The sequence below is a fragment of the Nocardia yamanashiensis NBRC 100130 genome, assembly GCF_001613325.1.
GTDB lineage: Bacteria > Actinomycetota > Actinomycetes > Mycobacteriales > Mycobacteriaceae > Nocardia > Nocardia yamanashiensis.
Genome location: NZ_BDCD01000024.1, coordinates 58,738 through 81,348, shown reverse-complemented (window position 1 = coordinate 81,348; position 22,611 = coordinate 58,738). Strand labels below are relative to the sequence as shown.

Genomic DNA, 22,611 nt, shown 5'->3' with positions numbered 1-22,611 from the left:
CGGATCACGGTAGTGGGGTGGCGGCCGTGACCAGATAGGCGGTGCCGCGCAGGCGGACGCCGGTGGGGGTGGCGAAGGGACGCAGGGCATTCGAGACGGCGGTGCGGACCTGGTTGTCGGTGGTGAAACCGGACAGCATGCGGTGGTAGCGCAGCGGGCCCCAGGCCATGATGAATTCGGTGGCGTCGGGGATGTCCGCACCCCAGATGCCGTCGGCTTCGAGGTGGCGGACGTCGATCGCGGTGTAGCCGGCGGCGGTGAGCAGGTCGCGAATCGCGCCGGGGTCGGCGAGGGGGCCGTGCGTGTGCGCGATGTCGAAACCGCCGAGATACGGTGCGGCCGCACCGAATACGCCGCCCAGGTCGGAGCCCGCCATCGGCGGCATGGTCACGAAGGCCAGGCGGCCGCCGGGGCGCAGGGCACGCGCGATATTGGCGAAGGCCGCGACCGGATCGGCGAAGAACATGATGCCGAAACGGCTCAGCGCGGCATCGAATCCGGCCTCGGGGAACGGAAAGACCTGCGCGTCACCCTGTTCGAAGCGGACATTGCCGACGCCTTCCTCGCGTGCCCGCTCCCCCGCGCGGGCGAGCATCGGCCCGGACAGATCCACACCCGTCGCGGATCCGCCCGCTGCCCGCCGCGCCGCCAGCCGAGTCAATTGCCCGTTCCCGCAGCCGATATCGAGCACCCGGTCCCCCGCCCCGATCCGCGCGGCGGTCAGCAGCGGCTCGTTGAATCCGGCGTTCACCGCGTCATAGCGGTCGTCGTGCCCGGCCCAGTGCTCACCCTCGTAGCCGTTCCACGCCTCGGCCTGCGCGGTGTTGACGATCTCGGTCATCACGATCCCTTCATTATGAACGCATGTTCATGAACGTATGTTCATAATGATCCCACCCCCAGCGACGGTCAATACCTATGCACCGACCGATTCCGGATGTCGGTGCAGGGCACTACCGTCACCGCCGAGCCCGAGGGGAGAACTGTGGGGAAGCGAAAGCGGGTCGACCTGCCCGGCGCGATGGCGATCACAGACGCCGCAGCGCATTTCGATTGGACTTGGGACACGGCGGACGCTGCGCGTTTCGCCGAACGGGTCGGCTGGGAAGCGCCCGTGACCGTTCGCCCCGGCAACGGCCTCTCGATCGATGCCGGACCGGACCGGCCCAACGCGGCCGCGGCACTGGTCGATCCGGACAACGACCGTCTCGAGTGGCTCCTCGTCGACTTGTCGCAGTACGGCAAGCACCCCGACCGCTCCGCATTGCTCGATACCTTCGACGAATTGAATGCCCTGCTGCGCACGAGTTTCGGGCCACCGGCCGGATCGGCGACCGGTGCGATCCATTGGTATTGGATTCTCCCCGCGGTGACCGTGAGCTTGAGTTTCGCGACCGGAGCGCTGTTACTGCATTTGGAGCCCCCGGTCACGCACGCGCCTGCTGGGCGATCGTCGATCCTCCGGCAACCGACCGCCGAGCCCAACGACGAGACAGCGTTCCTGGACGCGATACCGTCGCTGATCGAAGCCGATCCGGGCGACTGGCTGCGCGAGGACGCGGTCCGCATCGTCGGTGCGACCGGCTGGCCGGTCGACGCGGCGACGCCGAAGTTCCGCTGGGGCATACCCAATGTGCGCATCGCCGTGGCGGAGTGCCCCTCCGCAGAGCTGTCCCTGATCGCCGAACGAACGCCGGGCGCCCGATCCGGACACTGGATCAGCTTCGGTGGTTTCGACCGGGTGGTCCTCACACTGCAGCCGGTCACCGGGGTGAACACCGCGACCTATCTGGCCGCACTCACCGAATGCGTTCGCCTGTTAGGCGTCCCGACACTGGTCGGCGGCCCCGATGCTTGGGCGAGCTGGCGGCGGCCGACGGTCACCGTAACGCTTTCCCGCCCGTCCGACCTGACCTACTCGTGGTTGAGGCTCGAACTCAGACCGACAGAACCCGGTGCGGTACAGCGGCATTGGGACGTCGAACGCTACCCGGAGTACACGGACACCGATTACGAACGGCCCGACAACTGGGCCTCCGACCGATCCTGGCTGATCTCGCCGGACGAACTGGACGACCGGTTGGCCGCCGCGATCGCCGAGGCGATACTTCCGCCGCCCAAGGCCCATAGCTGGGCCGAGCTGGACAACCTCCTGTACCCGCTGTTCGAATCCCTGGCCGCGGATCTACCCGTCCTGCAACCCTTCGCGAACACCGTGGTCTGGATGATCAGCCGGCGGAAGGATCCGGACAGCCGGATCGTGCAGGGCTGGTTCGGTCCGGCGGGGTGCGGCGTCGAGGTGCTCGACGCCGACGGCGAGTGGCAGGTGACCGAATACGAGCCGACGGCGGCGGCCGGGGCGCGGATCGCGCACGCCACGCATACGGCGCTGCGGGCGAGCGGGGTGAAGCGGCCCGGAAAGCTCCGCTGCGAGGCCTGGAGCCTGCTGGCGCCGCAGGAGCTCCGGACTTTCGAGACCGGTTTGGTGCGCGGTAAATGAGCGGTTTGTTAGCGAGAATGTTGCGGGACGGTAATGAGAGTTCACACATAGGTTGATCTAGGCGGAATCTATCTGCCTAAGATCGATTGCCATTCGGATGCCATCCGAACACTCCCCGGATGCTGTGCGTCCGAACACCTTCAACACGCCCATCCACGCCCGGCGCGCAGCCGATGTTGTTAATGAGTTGCCCGACGCGCCCGATCCAGGAAACGTAATGCCGTGCGAGACCGCGGGTTCGGGTTTCGGCGCATTGCACGACGGTGCTGCGCGGATGCCGGAATATCGGGCGATCTACGCGTGCACGTACGAAGTACTGCATACTACGACGGGCAGCGGCCGCTGCCCGTACGAACATGATCTGACTCTTCGGGGGTTGTAGATGAATGACGTGATATCCCAAGGAAACACTTCGACCGGTCGACGGCTGCGCCGTCGCGGTGCCGCCGCCGTCCTCGCCGCCGGCCTGCTCGTCGGGTTCGTCGCGGGTTGCTCGTCCGATGACGACAAGGGCGGCTCCACCTCTTCCTCGGTGGCCGCCAATACGCCGCTGCCCGAGGGCGCGCAGATCGTCCAGGAATCGGCTCGCACCACGCAGACCCTGCAGGCGGTGCACCTGGCCCTGACCGCCAAGGACCTGTCGACCCTCCCTGTGAAGAGCGTCAAGGCCGATGTCACCAACCAGCCGCAGGGCGCCGGGCAGGCGATCGGCGAGGCCGAGGTGAAGCTGAAGCCGGAGGCCGAGTACACCTCCACCAAGTTCCTGGTCGTGGACAAGACCCTGTACGCCGGCGACGGCTCGGCGTACTCCAAGGTCGGTCCGGCCGAACAGGTTTACGATCCGGGCATCATCCTGGACAAGGACAAGGGCCTGGCGAACGTGATCGCCAAGATCCAGAACCCGAAGACCGAGGCCCGTGAGAAGGTCAACGGCGTGGACGCGGTGAAGGTCTCCGGCACCATCGACGCCTCGGTCATCGACCCGGTCGTGCCGAAGCTCGGTGACGGCGGCGGCACCCTGCCGATCACCGTCTGGATCAAGGACGTCGCCCCGCCGTCGGGCACCGCGACCACCCTGCCGTCGACCGCCGCGTCGCCCGGCACCGGCCCGAACCTGGTGCAGGCCGTCATCAAGAAGGACAACGGCACCGTCACCGTGACCCTGTCCGACTGGGGCAAGCCGGTCACCGTGACCAAGCCCGGCAGCTGATCAGCGCGCCAGGCTAGGCCGGAGCTCGTCGAATAGTGCGGAGCCGATCCGGGCGGAGCGGAGCGGCGGCAGCCACTGTCGCCCCCGCTTGACCGGATCGGCTTTCGTTTTTCGGACAAAGCGTGACTCGGACCCGCATGCTTAGGGGTCCAATGTGTTGGAAGCCAGCGTGTTTCGGCCGCCGTCGAAACACTTTGCCCGGGGGTTCACGATGAAGTCGTCATCACCTGTACGACGCGCTGTGAGCAGGCAGGTCCGTCACCACGACGGACGCCCGGACTGACGCCGCTGGTGGTTTAAGAGATTGTTCAGTGAAATGCAAGGTGGGGCAACGACTATACAGTCGGAACGCTCGAACTGTGTAAGTGCGTGTGGAGGAACATCATGACGACGGACGAACGGCCGGAGGTGGAGGAGCGGGATTTCCAGCGCCCGCCTCTCGACGGCCCGCCGCCGCTCACCAACGTGTGGGTCTACAACGGCAAAGCCTACGACCTCAACGACTGGATTTCCAAGCATCCCGGCGGCGAGTTCTTCATCGGCCGCACCAAGAACCGTGACATCACTTCGATCATCGGTTCTTATCACAAGAATCCGGAAGCCATCGGCCGGATGATCGAGCGGTACGCGCTGAATCGTGATGCGCTGCCCGAAGATATCCATCCCAAGGCCAATGCTCCCGACTTCCTTTTCAACGAGGGTTTCGACTCCTGGCGCGACACCCCCAAGTACAACTTCGGCAACAAGGAAGACCTGCTGCACAAGGTGAAGGCCCGGCTCAAGGAGCCGGAGCTGGCCGCCCGCATCAAGCGGATGGACACCTACTTCAACATCACGGTCGCGATCCTGGCGGTGCTGTACTTCGCGGTGCAGGGCCTGCGGCTGTTCGAGCGCGACTGGATGCCGTTGCCGGTCTTCGTGATCGCGATGGTGCTGCTGCGCTCCTCGCTGGCCGGCTTCGGCCACTACGCGATCCATCGAGCCCAGAAGGGCTGGAACAAGATCTGCGTCAACGCGTTCGACTTGAACTATGTCGCTTTGTCTTTCGTGACCGCGGACGGGCACGCGCTGCTGCACCACCCGCACACGCAGAGCGAAGTCGACATCAAGAAGAACGTCTTCACCATGATGGTGCGGATCCCCCGGTTGTTCCGGATCCCGATCCACACCGCGCACAAGTTCGGTCACACCATGACCGGCATGATCATGCGCCTGCTGGATGTCTGCCGGCTCACCCGCAAGGTGGGCGTGAAGGACATGTACGGCACCTGGAAGGGCGCGCTGCCGCACTTCATCGGTTCCTTCGGCGTGCGCTTCCTGCTGGTGGGCGAGTTCGTGCTGTTCCTGGTGATGGGCGATATCTGGGCCTGGGTGCTGCAGTTCGTGATCAGCCTGTGGATCTCCACCTTCCTGGTCGTGGCTTCGCACGACTTCGAGATGGATACCGAGGAGATCGAAACGAATACCGAGGACTGGGGTATCAACCAGTTGGAGCAGGCGTACGACCTGAAGGTGGTCGGCAACCGCTACGTCGACTGCTTCCTGTCGGCCGGCCTGAGCTCGCACCGCGCTCATCACGTATTGCCTTACCAGAGAAGCGGTTTCGCCAATATCGCCAGCGAGGACGTGGTCCGCGAGGAGGCCGCGAAGTTCGGTGTCGAGTGGCTGCCCGCGAAGAGTTTCTTCACCGACCGGCTGCCCAAGCAGGTCAAGGTCTACCTCCTGGCTCCTTCCGACGATGCGAAGGAACGGAACTGGGGCTTCATGCGAGAGCATTTCTCGCCGCTTGCTCTGAAGACTTGCGTCGTCTACACGGTGCAGGGCTTCACGGGGATCGGAACGGTCTAGACACCGGGTCCGAAGGATCGGGGTGCGGTCAACATGCGCCGACCGCACCAAGATCGAATTTCTATTGCACTGAAATCCGAGGGGAGAAAGTTCGTGTCTATCACCATTGATGAGGGGGGCGCTCAGCCTTTCGCGGCAACCCGCTACACGACGGGGAGCGAGACCTTCGACCTGGCCCAGCTGCCGCCCGCGCCGCCGACCACCATCGCTGTGATCGAAAGCGTCGCAACCGGTTCGCCGACACAGGTTTTCGATCAGTCCGATGCCGCCGCTCAGGTCGCGGAATTGTTCTCTGATCCTACCCAGCGCGCGCGAATTCCGCGGGTGTACCAGAAAACCAAGATTGACACCCGGCACCTGGCGGTCAATCCGGTCGATCCCGAATTCCTCGCCTACTCCAAGCAGCGGGGCACCATCCGGGAGCGGATGCAGCTGTTCAAGGAACTCGCCACCCCGCTGGCGGTCGACGTGGCCCGGCGCGCCATCGCCGGAATCGCCGATCCGGCAAGCGATATCGGCCAGGTGGTCTTCGCCACCAGCACCGGTTTCATCGCTCCGGGCGTCGACGTGGCCGTGGTCAAGCAGCTCGGCCTGTCGCCGGCGGTGAACCGCGTGATCGTGAACTTCATGGGCTGCGCCGCGGCCATGAACTCGATCCGCACCGCCACCGACTACGTGCGCGCCAACCCGGACAAGAAGTCGCTGGTCATCTGCCTCGAATTGAGCTCGGTGAACGCGGTTTTCGACGACAACATCAATGACGTCATCATCCACAGCCTCTTCGGTGACGGTTGCGGCGCGGTGGTCATCGGTGCGGGCGGGGTGCAGCAGCCCCTCGCCCCGGGCAAGGTCGTCATCCGGGACAGCTTCAGCTACCTGTTCGACGACGCCGAGGACGGAATCGTCCTGGGCGTCAACGACAACGGCATCACCTGCGATCTGTCGGAGAACCTGCCGCAGTACATTCTGCGCGGGGTGAACCCGGTGGTCACGCAGGTGCTGGAGCGGCACGGCATGACCAAGCGCGATGTCGATCTGTGGGCCATCCACCCGGGTGGGCCGAAGATCATCGAGCAGTCCATTGCCTCGCTGGGGATTTCGCCCGATGTGGCGGCCCCCAGCTGGGATATCCTGGCCAAGCACGGCAATATGCTCAGCGTCTCGCTGATCTTCGTGCTGGAGCAGATGATCGCCCAGGCGGAGACCGACAAGCCGATCTCGACCGGCGTGGCCTTCTCCTTCGCTCCGGGTGTGACTCTCGAAGGCGTGATCTTCGACATCGTCCGCCGGTAACGGCGAACACCTGCCGTTTCAGAGAGCAGCAATCATGCAACTCATCAGATTCCTCATCTCGATCTCCTGGGTGCGGATCGTCGCCGTCGTCGCCGCGGGTCTCATTGCCGGCGTGGCGAACACCTACCTGGTGACACTGATCCGCGGTGTCGTGTCACCTCCGCCGCACCCGCCCGTCTCCGTCCAAGCCTTCGTCGTCACGGCGCTGGTCATCCTGGTCAGTGGCGTGGTCTCGCAGGTGTTGCTGATCCGTCTGGCCCAGGACGCGATCTACCGGCTGCGGTCGGATCTGAGCTCGAGCATCGTGTCGGCGCCGCTCGAGCAGCTGGAACGGCTGGGCATGCACCGGCTCATGGCCACGCTCACCGAGGATGTGCGGTCGCTGTCGCAGGCCGCGACCGCCATCCCGAGCATCTGCGTCGACCTGGCCACCATCGTCGGGTGCTTCGTGTACCTGGTGATCGTGTCCGGGACCGTCTTCGCGGTCACCGTCGCGGGCACCCTGCTCGGAATCGCTTGCGTGGAAGTGATTCTCAAGCGCGTTCGCACGCTGTACAAGGAAGCGCGGGAGAACGAGGACTCGCTGCTGCGGTCGTACCAGGCCGTGACGCTCGGCATCAAGGAACTCAAGCTGCACCGCGGCCGGCGGCGGGACTTCATGGACCGCCACCTGCTCGGCACCGCGGGCAGCCTGCGCGACCAGAATGTCGAGGCGGGTTCCAAGTTCTCGATCGGGCAGGGCTTCGGCCAGCTGCTGCAGCTGGGCACCATGGCGCTCATCCTGTTCGGGATCGCGCGCTGGTTCGAGCTGGATCAGAGCGTGATGGTCGGCTACGTGCTGGTCACCACCTTCCTGTCGATGCCGATGCAGAACTTCATGCACCGGATTCCGGACCTGCTGCGCGGCGACGTGGCGCTGAGCAAGATCCGGACCATGAACCTCGACATGGAATCCATGCACAACGAGGAAAACCTGCCGTACGACGATCGGCCGCCGGTGGATTCGGCGCGGCTGGAGCTGGTGAACGCCGGCTACAGCTACCGCTTCGAACCGCCGTCGACGGTGCCGCCCATTCCGGGTGGCCCGCCGGACGGTCCGCCCGGAATGGGCGGCGGTCCGCGTGGGGCGGGTCTGCATCCGGCCGCTACCCGGGCGCAGCTCGCGGCCGGTGACGGGCCGGAAGGCGTTGCGGGACAGGAAGGTCCGGACGGACGCCCGGGCCATCCCGGTCCCGGCGGTCACCCCGGTCCGGGTGGTCCCGGCCACGGCGGTCCCGGTGGTCCGCCGCCGCATCCGAAGGGGCGGCGTCCCGCCGGTCCTCCGGGAGCGACCGGTCCGGATGTCAACGGGCATCGGTTCTTCAACCACGGTGGGCACGACGGCCGTCCGCTGCCGATGGATCGCCGGCCCCCGGAAGCGAACGGGGAGCACGGTTTCGAGCTCGGCCCCATCGATCTCACCTTCGAGCCGGGGCAGATCACCTTCATCGTCGGCGGCAACGGCAGCGGCAAGTCCACCCTGGCCAAGCTGCTGACCGGGCTCTACGTGCCGCAGACCGGTTTCCTGGCGCTCAACGGCGAGCAGATCAATCACCAGAACATCGAGTGGTTCCGCCAGCACACCTCGGCGGTGTTCACCGACTTCCATCTCTTCGAGGACTACCTGGGCTTCGAGCCGGGCATCGACGAGCAGGTGCGAAAGTACCTGCGGGAGTTGCAGATCGACCACAAGGTGACGGTGGAGAACGGCGTGCTGTCCACCATCGCGCTCTCCCAGGGCCAGCGCAAGCGCCTCGCCCTGCTGACCGCGCTGCTGGAAGACCGCCCGATCCTGCTCTTCGACGAATGGGCCGCCGACCAGGAACCCAAATTCCGCGACGTGTTCTACCGCGAGATCCTCACCGATCTCAAGGCGCGCGGGAAGACGATCATCGTGATCACCCACGACGACCGCTACTTCCACCTCGCCGACCAGCTGGTCAAGCTCGACTTCGGCAAGCTCGCCGAGAAGAGCGAGGCCACGGCCGTCGCGGCGGAGTAAGCGCAGTTCAGTAGTGACGGCGGTGCCCGGCCCGGACTAAGTCCGGACCGGGCACTGTTGTATTCCGGCATGGCCAGCGAACCAGCAGCTTCGAAACAGCTCCGGCGTGCCCAGCTCCGGGATTTCCTGCGCACCCGCCGCGCGCGACTGACGCCCGGCGAGGTGGGGTTGGTGTCGTCCGGGGCGCGGCGCACGCCGGGGCTGCGGCGGGAGGAAGTCGCGCAGCTCGCCGGGGTGGGGGTGTCCTGGTACACCTGGCTGGAGCAGGGGCGCGATATCAATGTCTCGGCCGACGTGCTCGAGGCGGTGAGCCGGGCGCTGCGACTGAGCGATGCCGAACGGGCCCATCTTTTCGTGCTGACCGGACTGAATCCGCCACGGGCGCACCAGATTCCGGGGGCGCGGGTGGAGCCCGAACTGCGCCGGCTGCTGGATTCCTGGGCGCCGCGCCCGGCGATCCTGCGGGATCGGTATTGGAACATCCTCGCCATCAACGACGGCACGCGGGCGGTGTTCGGCTACGACGACGGTGATCACAACTGCCTCATCAGCTTCTTCACCAATGCGCAGTACCGCGATCTGCATACCGAATGGGCGATCGTTGCACCGGAAGTGGTGGCGGCGTATCGCGCCGATGCGGCCTACGCTCCCGGCGATCCCGGATTCGAGCGGGTGATCGGCGAATTGAGCAGGGCGAGTGCGGAATTCACCGAACTGTGGGCGCGGCACGATGTCGCCGCACCCACCCGCACCCGCAAGGCGGTGCAGCATCCGGAAGCCGGGGATCTGATCTTCGACAAGACCACCCTCGCCGTCATCGACCATCCGGAGTGGTATCTGGAGCTGTACAACCCGCGGCCGGGCACCGGTACCGAGGAACGGCTGGCCGAACTGCTGCCCGGGCGGCTCGTCACCGCGTGAATCCCGGCTGCCTGGTGTTGCCGGACCCAGGTTGACTGCGCACTGTTCGCCTCTCCCCCGGCTCGGAATGCTGAATGTCATGACGCACAGCAATTCTCGATTCAACGGCAAGATCGCCCTCGTCACCGGCGGCACCAGCGGTATGGGACTGGCCGCCGCGAACCGGCTGCTGGCGGAGGGCGCGAAAGTGGTGATCACCGGCCGCGACAAGGAGCGGCTGGATACGGCGGCCGAGGAATTGGGCAGGCCGTTCAGTGCTGCCGAGGCGAGCGAACGCATTCTCGCGGTGCGCGGGGATGTGGCCGAGCTCGGTGAGCTGGACTCGCTGGTCGAGACCGTCCGGGCTCGCTTCGGACGCCTCGACGTGGTCTTCGCGAATGCCGGTGTGGCGGGCTTCGATTCGATCGGCGAGGTCACCCCGGACGAGTTCGACCGCGTGGTCGGAATCAACTTCAAGGGCGTGTATTTCACGATTCAGCGGGCCCTGCCGCTGCTCGCCGACGGCGGCTCGATCGTGATCAACGCGTCCTGGACACTGCATCGCGGTATGCCGGGCGCATCTCTGTACTCGGCTACCAAAGCGGCGGTGCACAACCTGGCCCACACCCTCGCGGCGGAGCTGGCTCCCAGGCGAATTCGGGTCAACTCGGTCAGCCCGGGCTATATCGAGACGCCCATGTTCCACGACAATGTCTCCCCCGAGGCGCACGCCGAGGTGGTCGCGGCCGTGGCCGCCGGGCGCACCGGCACCGCCGAGGATGTCGCGCACGCGGTCGCCTTCCTGGCGTCCGCGGAAGCGTCCTATGTGAACGGCCAGGACCTGGTCATCGACGGCGGATTTGTCGCCGCCATCCCGGCCCCGATGCTGTAAACGGTTCAGTCGCCGGGGAATTCGATACCCGGCGACTGATCGGGCCCGAGCAGGAAGTAGCCCAGGAAGGTGACGTCCTCGTCGAGGGCGTCGAAGCGGGTGATGCGGGCGGCCTCGGGTTCGAAGAACACGTCACCGGGCCGCAAGGTCCGTTCCGGCTGGCCTTCGATCCGGTAGGCCACCGCACCCGCTTCGATGCTGCCCACCACCGGGCAGTTGTGCACGTGTAGTCCCGCGGTGGTGCCGGCGGGCATGGTGATGCGGCGGACTTCGACCCGGGACACTCGTTTCGCCTGTGCGAAAGCAACATTCAGCAGGAGCGAGCGCTCGACGGCATGCGCGACTTGATCTTCGGACACCCTATCCAGCCTAGTCAGCGCCGGGGGCCGGCAGGGTCCGAAGCAATGACTGGCACGGATTGTCGGTCGGAGTGACTCCGTGTGGCCCCTTCGTCATCCCGGCATGGGTTCAGCCGGGATCCACACCCCAGCGAACCATGTGGATTCCGGCCAAAAGCACGCCGGAATGACGGAGGGGCGTTGTCAGCGCAGGGCGGCAGCCTTCCGGCGGGCCGCTGCGGCCTTCTTCGCCGCAGCCGCCTGGTCCGGATCCTTCGGTGCGGCGGTCTTTTTCGCGGTCGACTTCTTGGCGGTCGAACCGTTGGCCGACGCGTCCGCCGGGGTGGCGGCCTTGGCGGCGGTCTTCTTGGCGACCGCCTTCTTGGCCGGGGTCTTCGCGGCGGGCGCGGACGCCGGCGGGGCGTCCAGGACTTCCTTCAGGAACTGGCCGGTATAGCTTTCCGCCACGGCGGCAACGTCTTCCGGGGTGCCCTGGGCGATGACCATGCCGCCGCCGGAACCGCCTTCGGGGCCCATGTCGATGACCCAGTCGGAGGTCTTGATGACATCCAGGTTGTGCTCGATGACGATGACCGTATTGCCCTTGTCCACCAGGCCGTTGATGACGGTCAGCAGCTTGCGGATGTCCTCGAAGTGCAGGCCGGTGGTGGGCTCGTCGAGGATGTAGACGGTGCGGCCGGTGGAGCGCTTCTGCAGTTCGGCGGCCAGCTTGACGCGCTGGGCCTCACCGCCGGACAGGGTCGGCGCGGACTGGCCCAGGCGCACGTAGCCCAGGCCGACGTCCACCAGGGTCTTGAGGTAGCGGTGGATGGAGGTCACCGGTTCGAAGAAGTCGGCCGCCTCCTCGATGGGCATGTCCAGGACTTCGGCGATGGTCTTGCCCTTGTAGTGGACTTCCAGGGTTTCGCGGTTGTACCGCGCCCCGTGACAGACCTCGCAGGGGACGTAGACGTCCGGCAGGAAGTTCATCTCGATCTTCAAAGTGCCGTCGCCGGAGCAGGCTTCGCAGCGGCCGCCCTTCACATTGAAGGAGAAGCGGCCGGGCTGGTAGCCGCGCACCTTGGCCTCGGTGGTGGCCGCGAACAGGGTGCGGATCTTGTCGAAGACGCCGGTGTAGGTGGCCGGGTTGGAGCGCGGGGTGCGGCCGATGGGCGACTGATCGACCTGGACCAGTTTGTCCAGATGGTCGAGCCCGTTCACCCGGGTGTGCCGGCCGGGGACCTGGCGCGCGCCGTTCAGCTTGTTCGCCAGCACGGTCGCGAGAATGTCGTTGACCAGCGTGGACTTACCGGATCCGGAGACGCCGGTGACCGCGGTGAGCACGCCCAGCGGGAAGCTCACGTCGATGCCGCGCAGATTGTGCTCGACCGCGCCGACCACGGTGAGCTGCTTCTTCTTGTCCAGCGGCCGCCGCACCATCGGGACCTCGATGCGTTCGCGCCCGGAAAGGTATGCGCCGGTGAGGGATCGCTGATCCTTCAGCAGTCCTTCGTACGGTCCGGAGTACACCACCTGACCGCCGTGCTCACCGGCGAGCGGGCCGATGTCGACCACCCAGTCCGAGGCGTGAATGGTGTCCTCGTCGTGTTCGACCACGATGAGGGTGTTGCCGAGACTCTTGAGCCGCGTGAGGGTTTCGATGAGCCGCCGGTTGTCGCGCTGGTGCAGGCCGATGGACGGCTCGTCCAATACGTACAGCACGCCGACCAGTCCGGAACCGATCTGGGTGGCGAGCCGGATGCGCTGCGCTTCGCCGCCGGAGAGGGTGGCGGCCGCGCGCGACAGGGTCAGGTATTGCAGGCCGACGTCCAGCAGGAAGCCCAGGCGGGCCTGGATCTCCTTGATCACCTGGGCGGCGATGGCGGCCTGCCGCTCGTCCAGGGTCAGCGAGTTCAGGAAGTCCGCGGCCTCGCCGATGGACAGGTCCGACAGTTCGGCGATGGACTTGTGCCCGCCGCGCGAGGCCAGGGTGACGGCCAGGATCTCCGGGCGCAGGCGCGCACCATTGCAGACGGGGCACGGGATATCCCGCATGTACCCGTCGTAGTGCTCCTTCATGGCCTCGGATTCGGTGGCATCCATGCGCCGCTGCAGGAAGGGCATGACGCCTTCGAAATCGGCGTAGTAGGAACGCTTCCGGCCGTACCGGTTGGTATAGGAAACGTGGACCTGTTCGGAACTGCCCTCCAGCACGGCCTTCCGGGCCTTGGCGGGCAGATCCTGCCAGGGGGTGTCCATGCTGAAACCGATGGCTTCGGCCAGACCGGACAGCAGGCGCGTGAAGTACTCGGCGGTCTGCCCGCGCGACCACGGCGCGATGGCCCCGTCGGCCAGGCTCAGCTCCGGGTCCGGCACGACGAGATCGGGATCGACTTCCTTGCGAATGCCGAGACCGGTGCAGTCCGGGCAGGCGCCGTAGGGCGAGTTGAAGGAGAACGAGCGCGGTTCCAGATCCTCGATATCGAGGGGGTGCCCGTTCGGGCAGGCCAGCCGCTCGGAGAAACGCCGCTCGCGGTCGTGCGCGTGCTCGTCGCGATCCACGAAGTCCAGCACCACGATGCCGTCGGCCAGCCGCAGCGCGGTCTCGATCGAATCCGTCAGGCGCTGTTTGGAACTGGGCTTCACGGCGAGGCGGTCCACGACCACCTCGACATCGTGCTTCTCCTGCTTCTTCAGCTTGGGCGGGTCGGTCAGCGGATACACCACGCCGTCCACCCGGACGCGGGAGTAGCCCTGCGAGTGCAGCTGGTCGAAGAGATCGACGAATTCGCCCTTGCGGGTGCGCACCACCGGCGCGAGCACCTGGAACTTGATGCCCTCCTCCATGGCGAGCACCTGGTCCACGATCTGCTGCGGGGTCTGCTTCTCGATGAGGTGACCACAGGTCGGGCAGTGCGGAATGCCCGCGCGCGCGAACAGCAGGCGCAGATAGTCGTAGACCTCGGTGATGGTGCCGACCGTGGAGCGCGGATTGCGGTTGGTCGACTTCTGGTCGATGGACACCGCCGGGGACAGGCCCTCGATGAAGTCCACGTCCGGCTTGTCCATCTGCCCGAGGAACTGGCGCGCGTAGGCGGACAGCGATTCGACGTAGCGGCGCTGGCCTTCCGCGAAAATGGTGTCGAAGGCCAGCGAGGATTTGCCCGACCCGGACAAACCGGTGAATACGATGAGGCTGTCACGGGGTAGGTCGAGATCGACCCCTTTGAGGTTGTGCTCCCGTGCTCCGCGCACCGTAAGGCGATCCGCCACTAGCCGTCCTTCCAACGTTTCGGCATCCAGAACTACCCCCGACGCCATGCTAGGCGTGCCCACCGACAAGTTCGGTTCAAGCAGCCTCAACGCTGGTCAAAGCGTGTTTATTTCGATCGCACCCGAGACGCGCACCGCGCTGGGGCGGGCGTCACACCGCTTTCGGATACGCGGGCTCGGCCAGGTTCTCGGTCGCGCCGATCGCGCTGGGTAGCTCCGGCAGCGGCCGGCGCACGCATCCGGTGGTGATGGCCCGGGGCGCGAGCGCCCGTTCGCGCGGGCGCTCCGCCGCGTCGGCGGCGGTGACCAGGGTCAGGTCGCCGTCGAACCGGCGGTAGAGCAACCGCCCGCGCAAGGTATCCGGATCGGTGAAGAACAGATACGGCAGCCCGCCCCCGCACAGCACCGCGGCGGCTTCGTCCTCGAGCAGCACCGGCACCGGATCCCGGTGCTGGCGCAGCGTGCGCACCGCCCCGGCGCCGGCCCAGCACACCACCGCGTCCAATCCGGAGTCGGCGTCGGTGAACAGGTGCGCGTCGTAGTCCAGGGCATCGAGCACCTTGGCGGCGGCGGTGGGCGTGGACACCTGTAGTAGGCAATCCTTGCGGCGCACAATCGGACTGGGCGCGCTCACCACACCCAGGTCCGGTCGTGCCGGGTCCGGCCAGGGCCGGGACGTTTCGTCCGGTGGGCAGCCCAGTCGCAGGTCAAGGCGTTCCAACGCGAACGTGGTCGCAAACCGTCCCGGCCCGGCGACCTGAACCCGGTACGCCTTCCCCAGCGCCCGGATTCCGGCTTGTACCAAGGTGGTTTCGCCCTCGGTACCGGGCCAGTCGAGGCGGGCCCTGACGGGTCCGTCCAGCCCGTGCCGGCGCAGGATCCGGCCGAGGCCGCGCACCAGTCGGGTCACCTCGGCGGGTGGAACGGGTCCGCGTGTGGTCACGACGAAATCCGGATCGATCCCACTCGACCACACTTCCGACGCGCCCATAGCCGACCCACTTCCCGTTTCCCGACCCGGCAACCCGCATTCATGCCATCACGCGGGGGTGCCACGCCGACAGTGCCGAAAGTCCCAATCCGGACCACTTTCCGGGAAATCATTCCGGTAAAAGGTTGGCAAATAGTTGCCGCGCCGCAAACCGGCTGTGGGACAGTCACGTTCGACAGAACAACCATCCGGCAATCGGGTGGGCCGTAAAATACCCGATGCCGTGTGCGCCTCCGCCGGACAGCAGGACAACCATGCACGACACCCCACGCACCGGTCCCTACTCAGTGCGTGAAACGCTGTCGCAGCTGCGATTACGCGAATTGCTCACCGAGGTGAAGGACCGGGTAGAGCAGATCATCGACGCTCGCGACCGTATCGACGGGCTGGTCGAAGCCATGCTGGCGGTGACCTCCGGCCTCGATCTGGACCAGACCCTGCAAACCATCGTGCGGGCCGCCACCGGACTGGTCGACGCCCGCTACGGCGCGCTCGGGGTGCGCGGGCACGACAAACTGGCCCAGTTCATCTATCACGGCATCGACGAGCGGACCCGCACGCTGATCGGCGATCTGCCGCAGGGCCACGGGGTGCTGGGCCTGCTGCTGAGCACGCCGGAGCCGATCCGGCTGGACGATCTCGCCCGGCATCCGGCCTCGGTCGGCTTCCCCCGGCATCATCCGCCCATGCGCAGTTTCCTGGGCGTGCCGGTGCGGATTCGCGGCGAGGTGTTCGGAAACCTGTATCTCACCGAGAAATCCGGCGGACATCCGTTCACCGAGGACGACGAGGTGCTGTTGCAGGCGCTGGCCGCCGCGGCCGGTATCGCGGTGGACAATGCGCGGCTCTACGAATCCGCGCGCACCCGGCAGGCCTGGATCGAGGCGACCCGCGATATCGCCACCGAGTTCCTGGCCGGCACCGAACCCAATCAGGTGCTGGCCCACGTGGTGGAGCACGCCCGGGAACTCACCGCCTCGCAGCGCGCGCTGCTGGCCGTGGTGCCCGATCCGGACGCGCCGCCGGAGGAGGTCACCGAACTGGTGGTGGCGCAATGGTCCGGGCCGGGCGAGGATCCCGCCAACCCGACCGTGCGTACCACCGGCACCGCGGTCGGCCAGGCGCTGAACACCCGCACCCCTTTGCGTTTCGACGATGCCAAACAGGTGGATCTGGGCCGGTTCATCCCCGATCTCGGTCCCGCGCTGGTGCTGCCGCTGCACACCCCGGACTCCACGCTGGGCGTGCTGATCACGCTGCGCACCGCCGAATCCATGCCCTACTCCGACGAATTGGTGGAATTGATCGGCGCGTTCACCGATCAGGCCGCGCTGGCCATGCAATTGGCGGTGGCGCAGCGGCGCATGCGCGAGCTCGACATCCTCACCGATCGCGACCGCATCGCCCGCGACCTGCACGATCACGTGATCCAGCGGCTGTTCGCCATCGGGCTCTCGCTGCAGGGCACCGTCCCACGCGCCCGGGTGCCCGAAGTGCGGCAACGGCTTTCCGACACCATCAACGATCTGCAGGACGTGGTGGAGGAGATCCGCACCTCGATCTTCGACCTGCACGGCGGCGACGGGCATTCCACGCGACTACGCCAGCGCATCGAGCGCGCGGTCAAACAGCAGACCACCAATACCGAGATCCGCGCCCTCATGCACATCACCGGGCCGCTGTCGGTGGTGGAACCCAGCCTCGCCGATCATGCCGAAGCCGTTGTGCGCGAAGCGGTCAGCAATGCCGTGCGGCATTCGGGGGCGGGCACCATCACCATCGATATCGGGGTGGCCGACGATCTCACCATTCTGGTGGCCGACGACGGCTGCGGCATCCCGGACGACATCACGCCCAGCGGGCTGACCAATCTCGCCCGGCGGGCGGAGGAATCGGGCGGACGGCTGGCCGTGTACCCGCGCCGCGACGCCGACGGCGAGGAGACCGGGACGAAACTGCACTGGTCGGTGCCGCTGCACTAACCGATCGGGCCGAGCACCAGCGCCGAATTGTGGCCGCCCATACCGAGCGCCGTCTTCACCGTGATGCCCCCGGCATGCGGCGCCACGCCGTCGACCAGCCGGGCGTGCGCGGGCGCGACGATCGGCGAGGACACCACCAGACCGCGCTCGTAACCCATGGCGATGGCCGCCACCTCCACGCCCGCCGCGGCCGCCTGGCAGTGCCCGGTCAAGGGTTTGGTGGCGACCACCTGCGGGTTGTTGTCGAACAGCGCTGCCAGCAAAGCGGTTTCGGCGTCATCGCACTGCTGGGTGCCGGAACCGTGCGTGTTCAGGTAAGCCACTTCCTCCGGCCGCACATCGGCATTGGCCAGGGCGCGGCGCACGCAGTCGAAGATCTGCTCGTAGGACGGCTCCACCGAGATCACGTGGTAGCCGTCGTTGGACATGCCGCCGCCGAGCACCGCCACATACGGATCGTCGGCCTCGCGGGTCACCACGAAAGCCGTGGACGCCTCGCCGAATCCGAAGCCGCGGCTGCCTTCCTGGAACGGGCGGCAGGCGTCGAGGGGATCGGTGTCGTCGACGGCCGCGCCGAGCGCGACGAAGGGCTCCACCATGTCCGGGGTGGCGGACAGATCGGTGGCGACCACGATCACATCGTCGGCGAAACCCTGGGCCAGCCACAGCTGCGCGGTGAGCAATGCCACATTGGCCGAGGAGCAGGCCGCGGTGACATTCATCGACGGCCCGTGGAAACCGAACTCGCTCATCAGCATCGACACCGGGGTGGAGGGCAGCAGCCGCAGATAGTCGCGCGAACGCCGGCGCGCCCCGTCCACCACGTAGAAGTCCCGCCATTCGTACACATTGCCCAGCACGATGGCGTGCAGCAGGCCGACCGTGCGGCCCTGCCGCCAGCCGCGGGCGCGGGCATCGGCGACGGCCTCGCGGGCCGACTGCATGACCGCGCGCACATACCGGCTCGGGCCGAGTTCCGGATCACCGCCGTCCGGCACGCGGGCAACCCAGCCGTGCCGATCCCGTTCCGGCCCGTACCCTGGATAGAGCCGGGCCGCTGGCTTACCGCTCAGCAAACCTTCCCAGAGGGTTTCCCGGCCCCACCCGTACCCGGTGACGGCGCCGATTCCGGCAATGGTCATATGATCTTGGTGCTGCTCAGCGGTGGGCGGGTTGGGGATGGTGCCAGGCATTGCATCGCTCCTTCTCGATCCGGTGCCCGTAATGATCACCACTCTCGGGCCGATGCTGTGCGGAACTGTGATTCATTCAATACCCTCGGCGCGATGTGCCAGCAATCGCTCCGACAACAATTTGGTGCCGTGCTCCAACGACATGTCGCAATGACGATCAGGGGGTGCAAGTGGTGGTGGGTAACGATCGGGCAAACGCCCCGACCGATGCCGAGCAACTGGCCCAGCGTTACCGGTCCCTGGTCGACTACAGCCCCGATGGCGTAGTCGTCCACGAGCGCGGCAGAGTGGTCTACGCCAACCCGGCGACCGTGCGGATGCTGGCCGCCGGATCGGCCGAGGAGATCATCGGGCAGCCGGTCACCATTTTCGTGGACCCGGCCTCGCTGCCGGGGATGCTGGATCGCATTCGCCGGCTCACCATCACCGGAACCGCCTCCGAACCCGCCGAGATGACGCTGTTGCGCTGCGACGGCGGCACCGTGGACGTGGAGACCGTTTCCGTGCTCACCGCCTGGCACGACCGGCTGGCCTATCAGGTGGTGCTGCACGATCTGACCGCGCAGCGCCGGGCCGAGGCGGCCCAGCGGCGCGCCGAGCAGTTCTTCACCACCGTGGTCTCGCAGCTGGAGGAGGGCGTGGTGGTGATCAGCCGGAGCGGGAAGATCGAATCCATCAATCCGGCGGCGCTGCGCATCTTCGGCTGGAACGGGCCCGATCTGATCGGCGTGCCGTACACCGAACTGCCGCTGTCGCTGCTGGATGCCAATGCTCAGCCGCTGCCGGCCGACCAGTACCCGATCGTGCGCACCATGGCGACCGGAGAAGCCGTGACCCGCTTCGTCTTCGGCGTGGACCGGCCCGACGGGCAACGCCGCTGGCTGTCCACCAGTTGCCGGGTGCTGAATCCGGCCGACCCCAACTCCCCCACCGTGTCCTCGTTCAACGACATCACCGAATTCCGGGCCAGCCGAAGGCAATTGGAGTACCAGGCCACGCACGATCCGCTGACCGGGCTGGCCAATCGGTCGCTGGTGCTGTCACGGCTGGCCGCCGCGCTGGGCACCACCGAGGCATTGCCGGTGTCGACGGTCATGTTCATCGACCTGGACGGGTTCAAGGCCATCAACGACACGCTCGGGCATGCCATCGGCGACACGGTGTTGCAGATCGTGGCGCAGCGGTTGCAGCGCGGGCTGCGGTCCGACGATGTGGTGGGGCGGATCGGCGGCGACGAATTCCTGGTGCTGCTGTCGGGGCGGACCAGTGACGAGGATCTGGCCCTGCTGACCGGGCGCTTGCAGCAGGCCATGGCCGAGCCGATCATCGCGCGCGGGCATCGGATCCAGGTGAACGCCTCGATCGGCATCACGCGCCTGGGGTCGGGTGAGACGCGCACGCCGGAGGCGGTGCTGCACGACGCGGATATCGCCATGTACCGCGCCAAACCGCCCAATCACCGTGACAGCGGGAAGCTCATCCGACGCACCGACAGCACCCACGCTTCCTGAAACCGGACGGTTGCACGGCTGGTCAGCGGGTATGCGAGTGGCGGTCGTGGAGTTGCCACCATCACGTTTACCTGCGGATACGGCAGCGGCGCGATTCGCGAACTAGAATCGACAACTCTGTTCTTCGATGGTTCGCGAGTCGTGCGCACGCGACAGACGTGGTGATCAAGGAGTTCCGTTTTGCCCGACCTGACTGAGGAGCGCCCTGTGTCCGCGTCCGATCCCGCTCCGGCGGAATCCCCGGATCTGGAGCGTGAACAGCAGTATCTGACGAAGCTTTATCAGCAGTTGGACGGTATGCGCGCGTACGCGCAGCGGCGGTTGAAGACCGTGTTGCTGGAGACGGGTGGCACGCCGCAGGCGCGTAGTGAGCGTGAGTCGTACACGCAGCTCTACTCGGAGGATCTGTCGAAATACGATGCGGCCGAACACGGTCTGTGCTTCGGGCGCATCGACCTGGCCGATGGCGTCAGCGGCGACGGGTCGCCCGCCGAAGCCAACGGCAGCAATGGCAGCGGCGATTACCGCTATATCGGGCGTATCGGCATTCTCGACGAGTCCGCCGATTACGAGACGTTGCTGCTCGATTGGCGTGCGCCGCTGGCCCGCCCGTTCTATCTCGCCACCACCGCCGCGCCGGACGGGGTGACCCGCCGCCGCCATATTCGTTCGCGCAATCGCAAGGTGACCGCGGTCAACGACGAATACCTCGACCTGGATGCCGCCCGCCGCGACGGCGTGGTGAACGACGACAGCGGCGTCGGCAGCGAGAGCGCGCTGCTGTCCGCGCTCAATGCCGCCCGCACCGGGCATATGAACGACATCGTCGAGACCATCCAGTCCGAGCAGGACGCCATCATTCGCTCCGAGCACAAGAGCGTGCTGGTGGTGCAGGGCGGCCCGGGCACCGGGAAGACCGCGGTGGCGCTGCATCGCGCGGCCTACCTGCTGTACACCTACCGGCAGCAGCTGGACAAAGCCGGCGTGCTCATCATCGGACCCAATTCGACCTTCCTCGACTACATCGGGCAGGTGCTGCCGTCGCTGGGCGAGACCGGGGTGCTGTTGTCGACCATCGGCAATCTGTATCCGGGAGTGCAAGCGACGCTGGAGGATTCGCTGCGCGCGGGCGAGCTCAAGGGTTCCCTGGACATGCTCGAGGTGCTGAAGAAGGGCGTGCGGGACTGGCAGGAGGTGCCGTCCGAGCCGATCCGGCTGCACTTCGACGGACACGACCTCACCCTGGACCGCAAGATCGTCACCAAGGCGCGCGGGCGGGCCCGGTCCTCGCGGCGGCCGCACAATCTGGCGCGGCCGGTGTTCGCGGCGGGCGTGGTGGACGCGCTCACCGATCAGCTGGCGCAGGCCATCGGGGCCAATCCGCTGGGCGGGCGGAACCTGTTGAGCCAGACCGATCTCACCGAGATCCGGGACGAGATGCGGGCCGACGCCGATATCCAGCGCGCCATCGCCGGACTGTGGCCGATCCTGAGCCCGCAGGACGTGCTGGCCGGGCTGTGGGCCGACCCGAAGCGGCTCGCCAGTGCCGCCGGACAACTGAGCGCCGCGGATCGGGAGGAGCTATATCGCCCCGACCACGGGGAATTCAGTGATGCCGACGCGCCGCTGCTGGACGAGCTGGCCGAACTGCTCGGCGTGGACGACACCGAGGAACGCGAACGCGCCCGCCGCCGCTGGCGCGCCCAGCTGGCCGAGGCGCAGGACGCCCTCGACATCCTGACCGGTTCCGCGCCACAGGATCTCGAGGACGAACTCGACCCCGAACTGCTGATGGCCTACGACCTGATCGACGCCTCCCAGCTCGCCGAACGCCAGCAGGTGCGCACCAGCCAGACCACCGCCGAGCGCGCCGCCGGGGACCGCACCTGGACCTACGGGCACGTCATCGTCGATGAGGCGCAGGAGCTTTCGGAAATGGCGTGGCGAATGGTGATGCGGCGCATCCCCAATCGCTGGATCACCGCGGTCGGGGATGTGGCGCAGACCGGCGATCCGGCCGGGGCGTCGTCCTGGCAGCAGGTCCTGGAACCGTATGTGGCCAAGCGGTGGAAGCTCACCGAGCTCACGGTCAACTACCGCACGCCGTCGGAGATCATGGCGATCGCCGCCGATGTGCTGGCCGAGATCGACCCGGGCGTGTCGATTCCGCGCTCCATCCGCGATTCGGGCTTCCAGCCCGCCGCGCACCGGGTGAACGCGGACGAACTGTCCACCGAGATCAAGCGGCTGGTGGCCGCCGAGGCCGACCATCCGGGCACCACCACCGTCATCGTCCCGCACGACCTGATGCCGGAACTGGGCCACCTGAACGGGGATTCGGTGCGCGTGCTCACCGTCCACGATGTGAAGGGCCTGGAGTTCGACGCCGTCATCCTCGCCGAACCCCACCGCATCCTGGGTGAATCCCCGCGCGGTATGAACGACCTCTACGTCGCCCTCACCCGCGCCACCCAGCGGCTGGCCGTCGTGCACACCGCCGACCTCCCGGAGGTCCTGCACCGGCTGCGGTGAGCGGGTTCGGGGCGCGCCCCCGAGCCCCGGGCCGGGTGAAGACCGGCACTCGAACGACGAAGCGGCCGTACCCAACCGGGTACGGCCGCTTCGTTCTTCGGCTTTCA

At 66.8% G+C, this 22,611-nt stretch carries 15 protein-coding genes; 10 read left to right on the top strand and 5 right to left on the bottom strand.

Annotation, left to right across the window (positions count from 1 at the left end; all coding sequences use genetic code 11):
- Positions 1-4: 4 nt before the first annotated feature.
- The gene (locus NY1_RS28180) at positions 5-841 is read right to left on the bottom strand and encodes a class I SAM-dependent methyltransferase (protein ID WP_067719783.1); all 837 of its coding nucleotides are present in this window, start codon (positions 839-841) and stop codon (positions 5-7) included.
- A gap of 144 nt (positions 842-985) precedes the next feature.
- Between NY1_RS28180 and NY1_RS28175 the strand changes: the two genes are divergently transcribed.
- The 7 genes from NY1_RS28175 (at position 986) to NY1_RS28145 (ending at position 10,684) form a co-directional block, all read left to right on the top strand.
- Positions 986-2,500, top strand: a complete 1,515-nt coding sequence (locus tag NY1_RS28175; protein WP_157762515.1) for a DUF6301 family protein — start codon at positions 986-988, stop codon at positions 2,498-2,500.
- 382 nt (positions 2,501-2,882) lie between these two features.
- Positions 2,883-3,710, top strand: a complete 828-nt coding sequence (locus NY1_RS28170) for an LppX_LprAFG lipoprotein (RefSeq protein WP_067719776.1) — start codon at positions 2,883-2,885, stop codon at positions 3,708-3,710.
- 384 nt (positions 3,711-4,094) lie between these two features.
- A complete protein-coding gene (locus NY1_RS28165; RefSeq protein ID WP_067719774.1) occupies positions 4,095-5,558 on the top strand; it encodes a fatty acid desaturase in 1,464 nt (487 codons plus the stop codon).
- A gap of 99 nt (positions 5,559-5,657) precedes the next feature.
- On the top strand, positions 5,658-6,851 hold the full coding sequence (locus NY1_RS28160) for a type III polyketide synthase (protein WP_439956049.1): 1,194 nt from the start codon (positions 5,658-5,660) through the stop codon (positions 6,849-6,851).
- A gap of 34 nt (positions 6,852-6,885) precedes the next feature.
- A complete protein-coding gene (locus NY1_RS28155; RefSeq protein ID WP_067719769.1) occupies positions 6,886-8,892 on the top strand; it encodes an ATP-binding cassette domain-containing protein in 2,007 nt (668 codons plus the stop codon).
- Positions 8,893-8,961: 69 nt separating this feature from the next.
- Entirely contained in the window at positions 8,962-9,813 is an 852-nt protein-coding gene (locus NY1_RS28150; protein ID WP_067719766.1) for a helix-turn-helix transcriptional regulator, read from the top strand.
- A gap of 79 nt (positions 9,814-9,892) precedes the next feature.
- On the top strand, positions 9,893-10,684 hold the full coding sequence (locus tag NY1_RS28145; protein ID WP_067720061.1) for an SDR family NAD(P)-dependent oxidoreductase: 792 nt from the start codon (positions 9,893-9,895) through the stop codon (positions 10,682-10,684).
- Between the two features lie 5 nt (positions 10,685-10,689).
- On the opposite strand, the gene NY1_RS28140 is transcribed toward NY1_RS28145, so the two are convergent.
- The 3 genes from NY1_RS28140 to NY1_RS28130 all read right to left on the bottom strand — a co-directional run bounded on the left by NY1_RS28140 (position 10,690) and on the right by NY1_RS28130 (position 15,238).
- A complete protein-coding gene (locus NY1_RS28140) occupies positions 10,690-11,043 on the bottom strand; it encodes a cupin domain-containing protein (protein ID WP_067719763.1) in 354 nt (117 codons plus the stop codon).
- A gap of 183 nt (positions 11,044-11,226) precedes the next feature.
- Entirely contained in the window at positions 11,227-14,295 is a 3,069-nt protein-coding gene (uvrA, locus tag NY1_RS28135; RefSeq protein WP_067719761.1) for an excinuclease ABC subunit UvrA, read from the bottom strand.
- 151 nt (positions 14,296-14,446) lie between these two features.
- Positions 14,447-15,238 (bottom strand): hypothetical protein, encoded by a 792-nt coding sequence (locus NY1_RS28130; protein WP_174567228.1) that lies wholly within the window; start codon positions 15,236-15,238, stop codon positions 14,447-14,449.
- A 302-nt stretch (positions 15,239-15,540) separates the two neighbouring features.
- On the opposite strand from NY1_RS28130, the gene NY1_RS28125 reads away from it, so the two are divergent.
- The gene (locus NY1_RS28125; protein ID WP_169815406.1) at positions 15,541-17,268 is read left to right on the top strand and encodes a sensor histidine kinase; all 1,728 of its coding nucleotides are present in this window, start codon (positions 15,541-15,543) and stop codon (positions 17,266-17,268) included.
- Here the strand turns inward: NY1_RS28125 and NY1_RS28120 are convergent.
- The gene (locus tag NY1_RS28120; protein ID WP_233434520.1) at positions 17,265-18,461 is read right to left on the bottom strand and encodes a beta-ketoacyl synthase N-terminal-like domain-containing protein; all 1,197 of its coding nucleotides are present in this window, start codon (positions 18,459-18,461) and stop codon (positions 17,265-17,267) included. The genes NY1_RS28125 and NY1_RS28120 overlap by 4 nt on opposite strands.
- Positions 18,462-18,634: 173 nt before the next feature.
- Between NY1_RS28120 and NY1_RS28115 the strand changes: the two genes are divergently transcribed.
- Positions 18,635-19,972: a diguanylate cyclase domain-containing protein gene (locus NY1_RS28115; RefSeq protein ID WP_369690456.1), complete on the top strand. Its 1,338-nt coding sequence runs from the start codon at positions 18,635-18,637 to the stop codon at positions 19,970-19,972.
- A gap of 207 nt (positions 19,973-20,179) precedes the next feature.
- A complete protein-coding gene (locus NY1_RS28110; protein WP_067719755.1) occupies positions 20,180-22,504 on the top strand; it encodes a HelD family protein in 2,325 nt (774 codons plus the stop codon).
- The last annotated feature ends 107 nt before the right edge of the window (positions 22,505-22,611 follow it).

What these genes read in the sequence shown, in the direction of transcription:
- NY1_RS28180 (WP_067719783.1), bottom strand. Translation starts at nt 841, where the DNA reads ATGACCGAGATCGTCAACACCGCGCAGGCCGAGGCGTGGAACGGCTAC.
- NY1_RS28170 (WP_067719776.1), top strand. Translation starts at nt 2,883, where the DNA reads ATGAATGACGTGATATCCCAAGGAAACACTTCGACCGGTCGACGGCTG.
- NY1_RS28165 (WP_067719774.1), top strand. Translation starts at nt 4,095, where the DNA reads ATGACGACGGACGAACGGCCGGAGGTGGAGGAGCGGGATTTCCAGCGC.
- NY1_RS28155 (WP_067719769.1), top strand. Translation starts at nt 6,886, where the DNA reads ATGCAACTCATCAGATTCCTCATCTCGATCTCCTGGGTGCGGATCGTC.
- NY1_RS28150 (WP_067719766.1), top strand. Translation starts at nt 8,962, where the DNA reads ATGGCCAGCGAACCAGCAGCTTCGAAACAGCTCCGGCGTGCCCAGCTC.
- NY1_RS28145 (WP_067720061.1), top strand. Translation starts at nt 9,893, where the DNA reads ATGACGCACAGCAATTCTCGATTCAACGGCAAGATCGCCCTCGTCACC.
- NY1_RS28125 (WP_169815406.1), top strand. Translation starts at nt 15,541, where the DNA reads ATGCACGACACCCCACGCACCGGTCCCTACTCAGTGCGTGAAACGCTG.
- NY1_RS28120 (WP_233434520.1), bottom strand. Translation starts at nt 18,461, where the DNA reads ATGCCTGGCACCATCCCCAACCCGCCCACCGCTGAGCAGCACCAAGAT.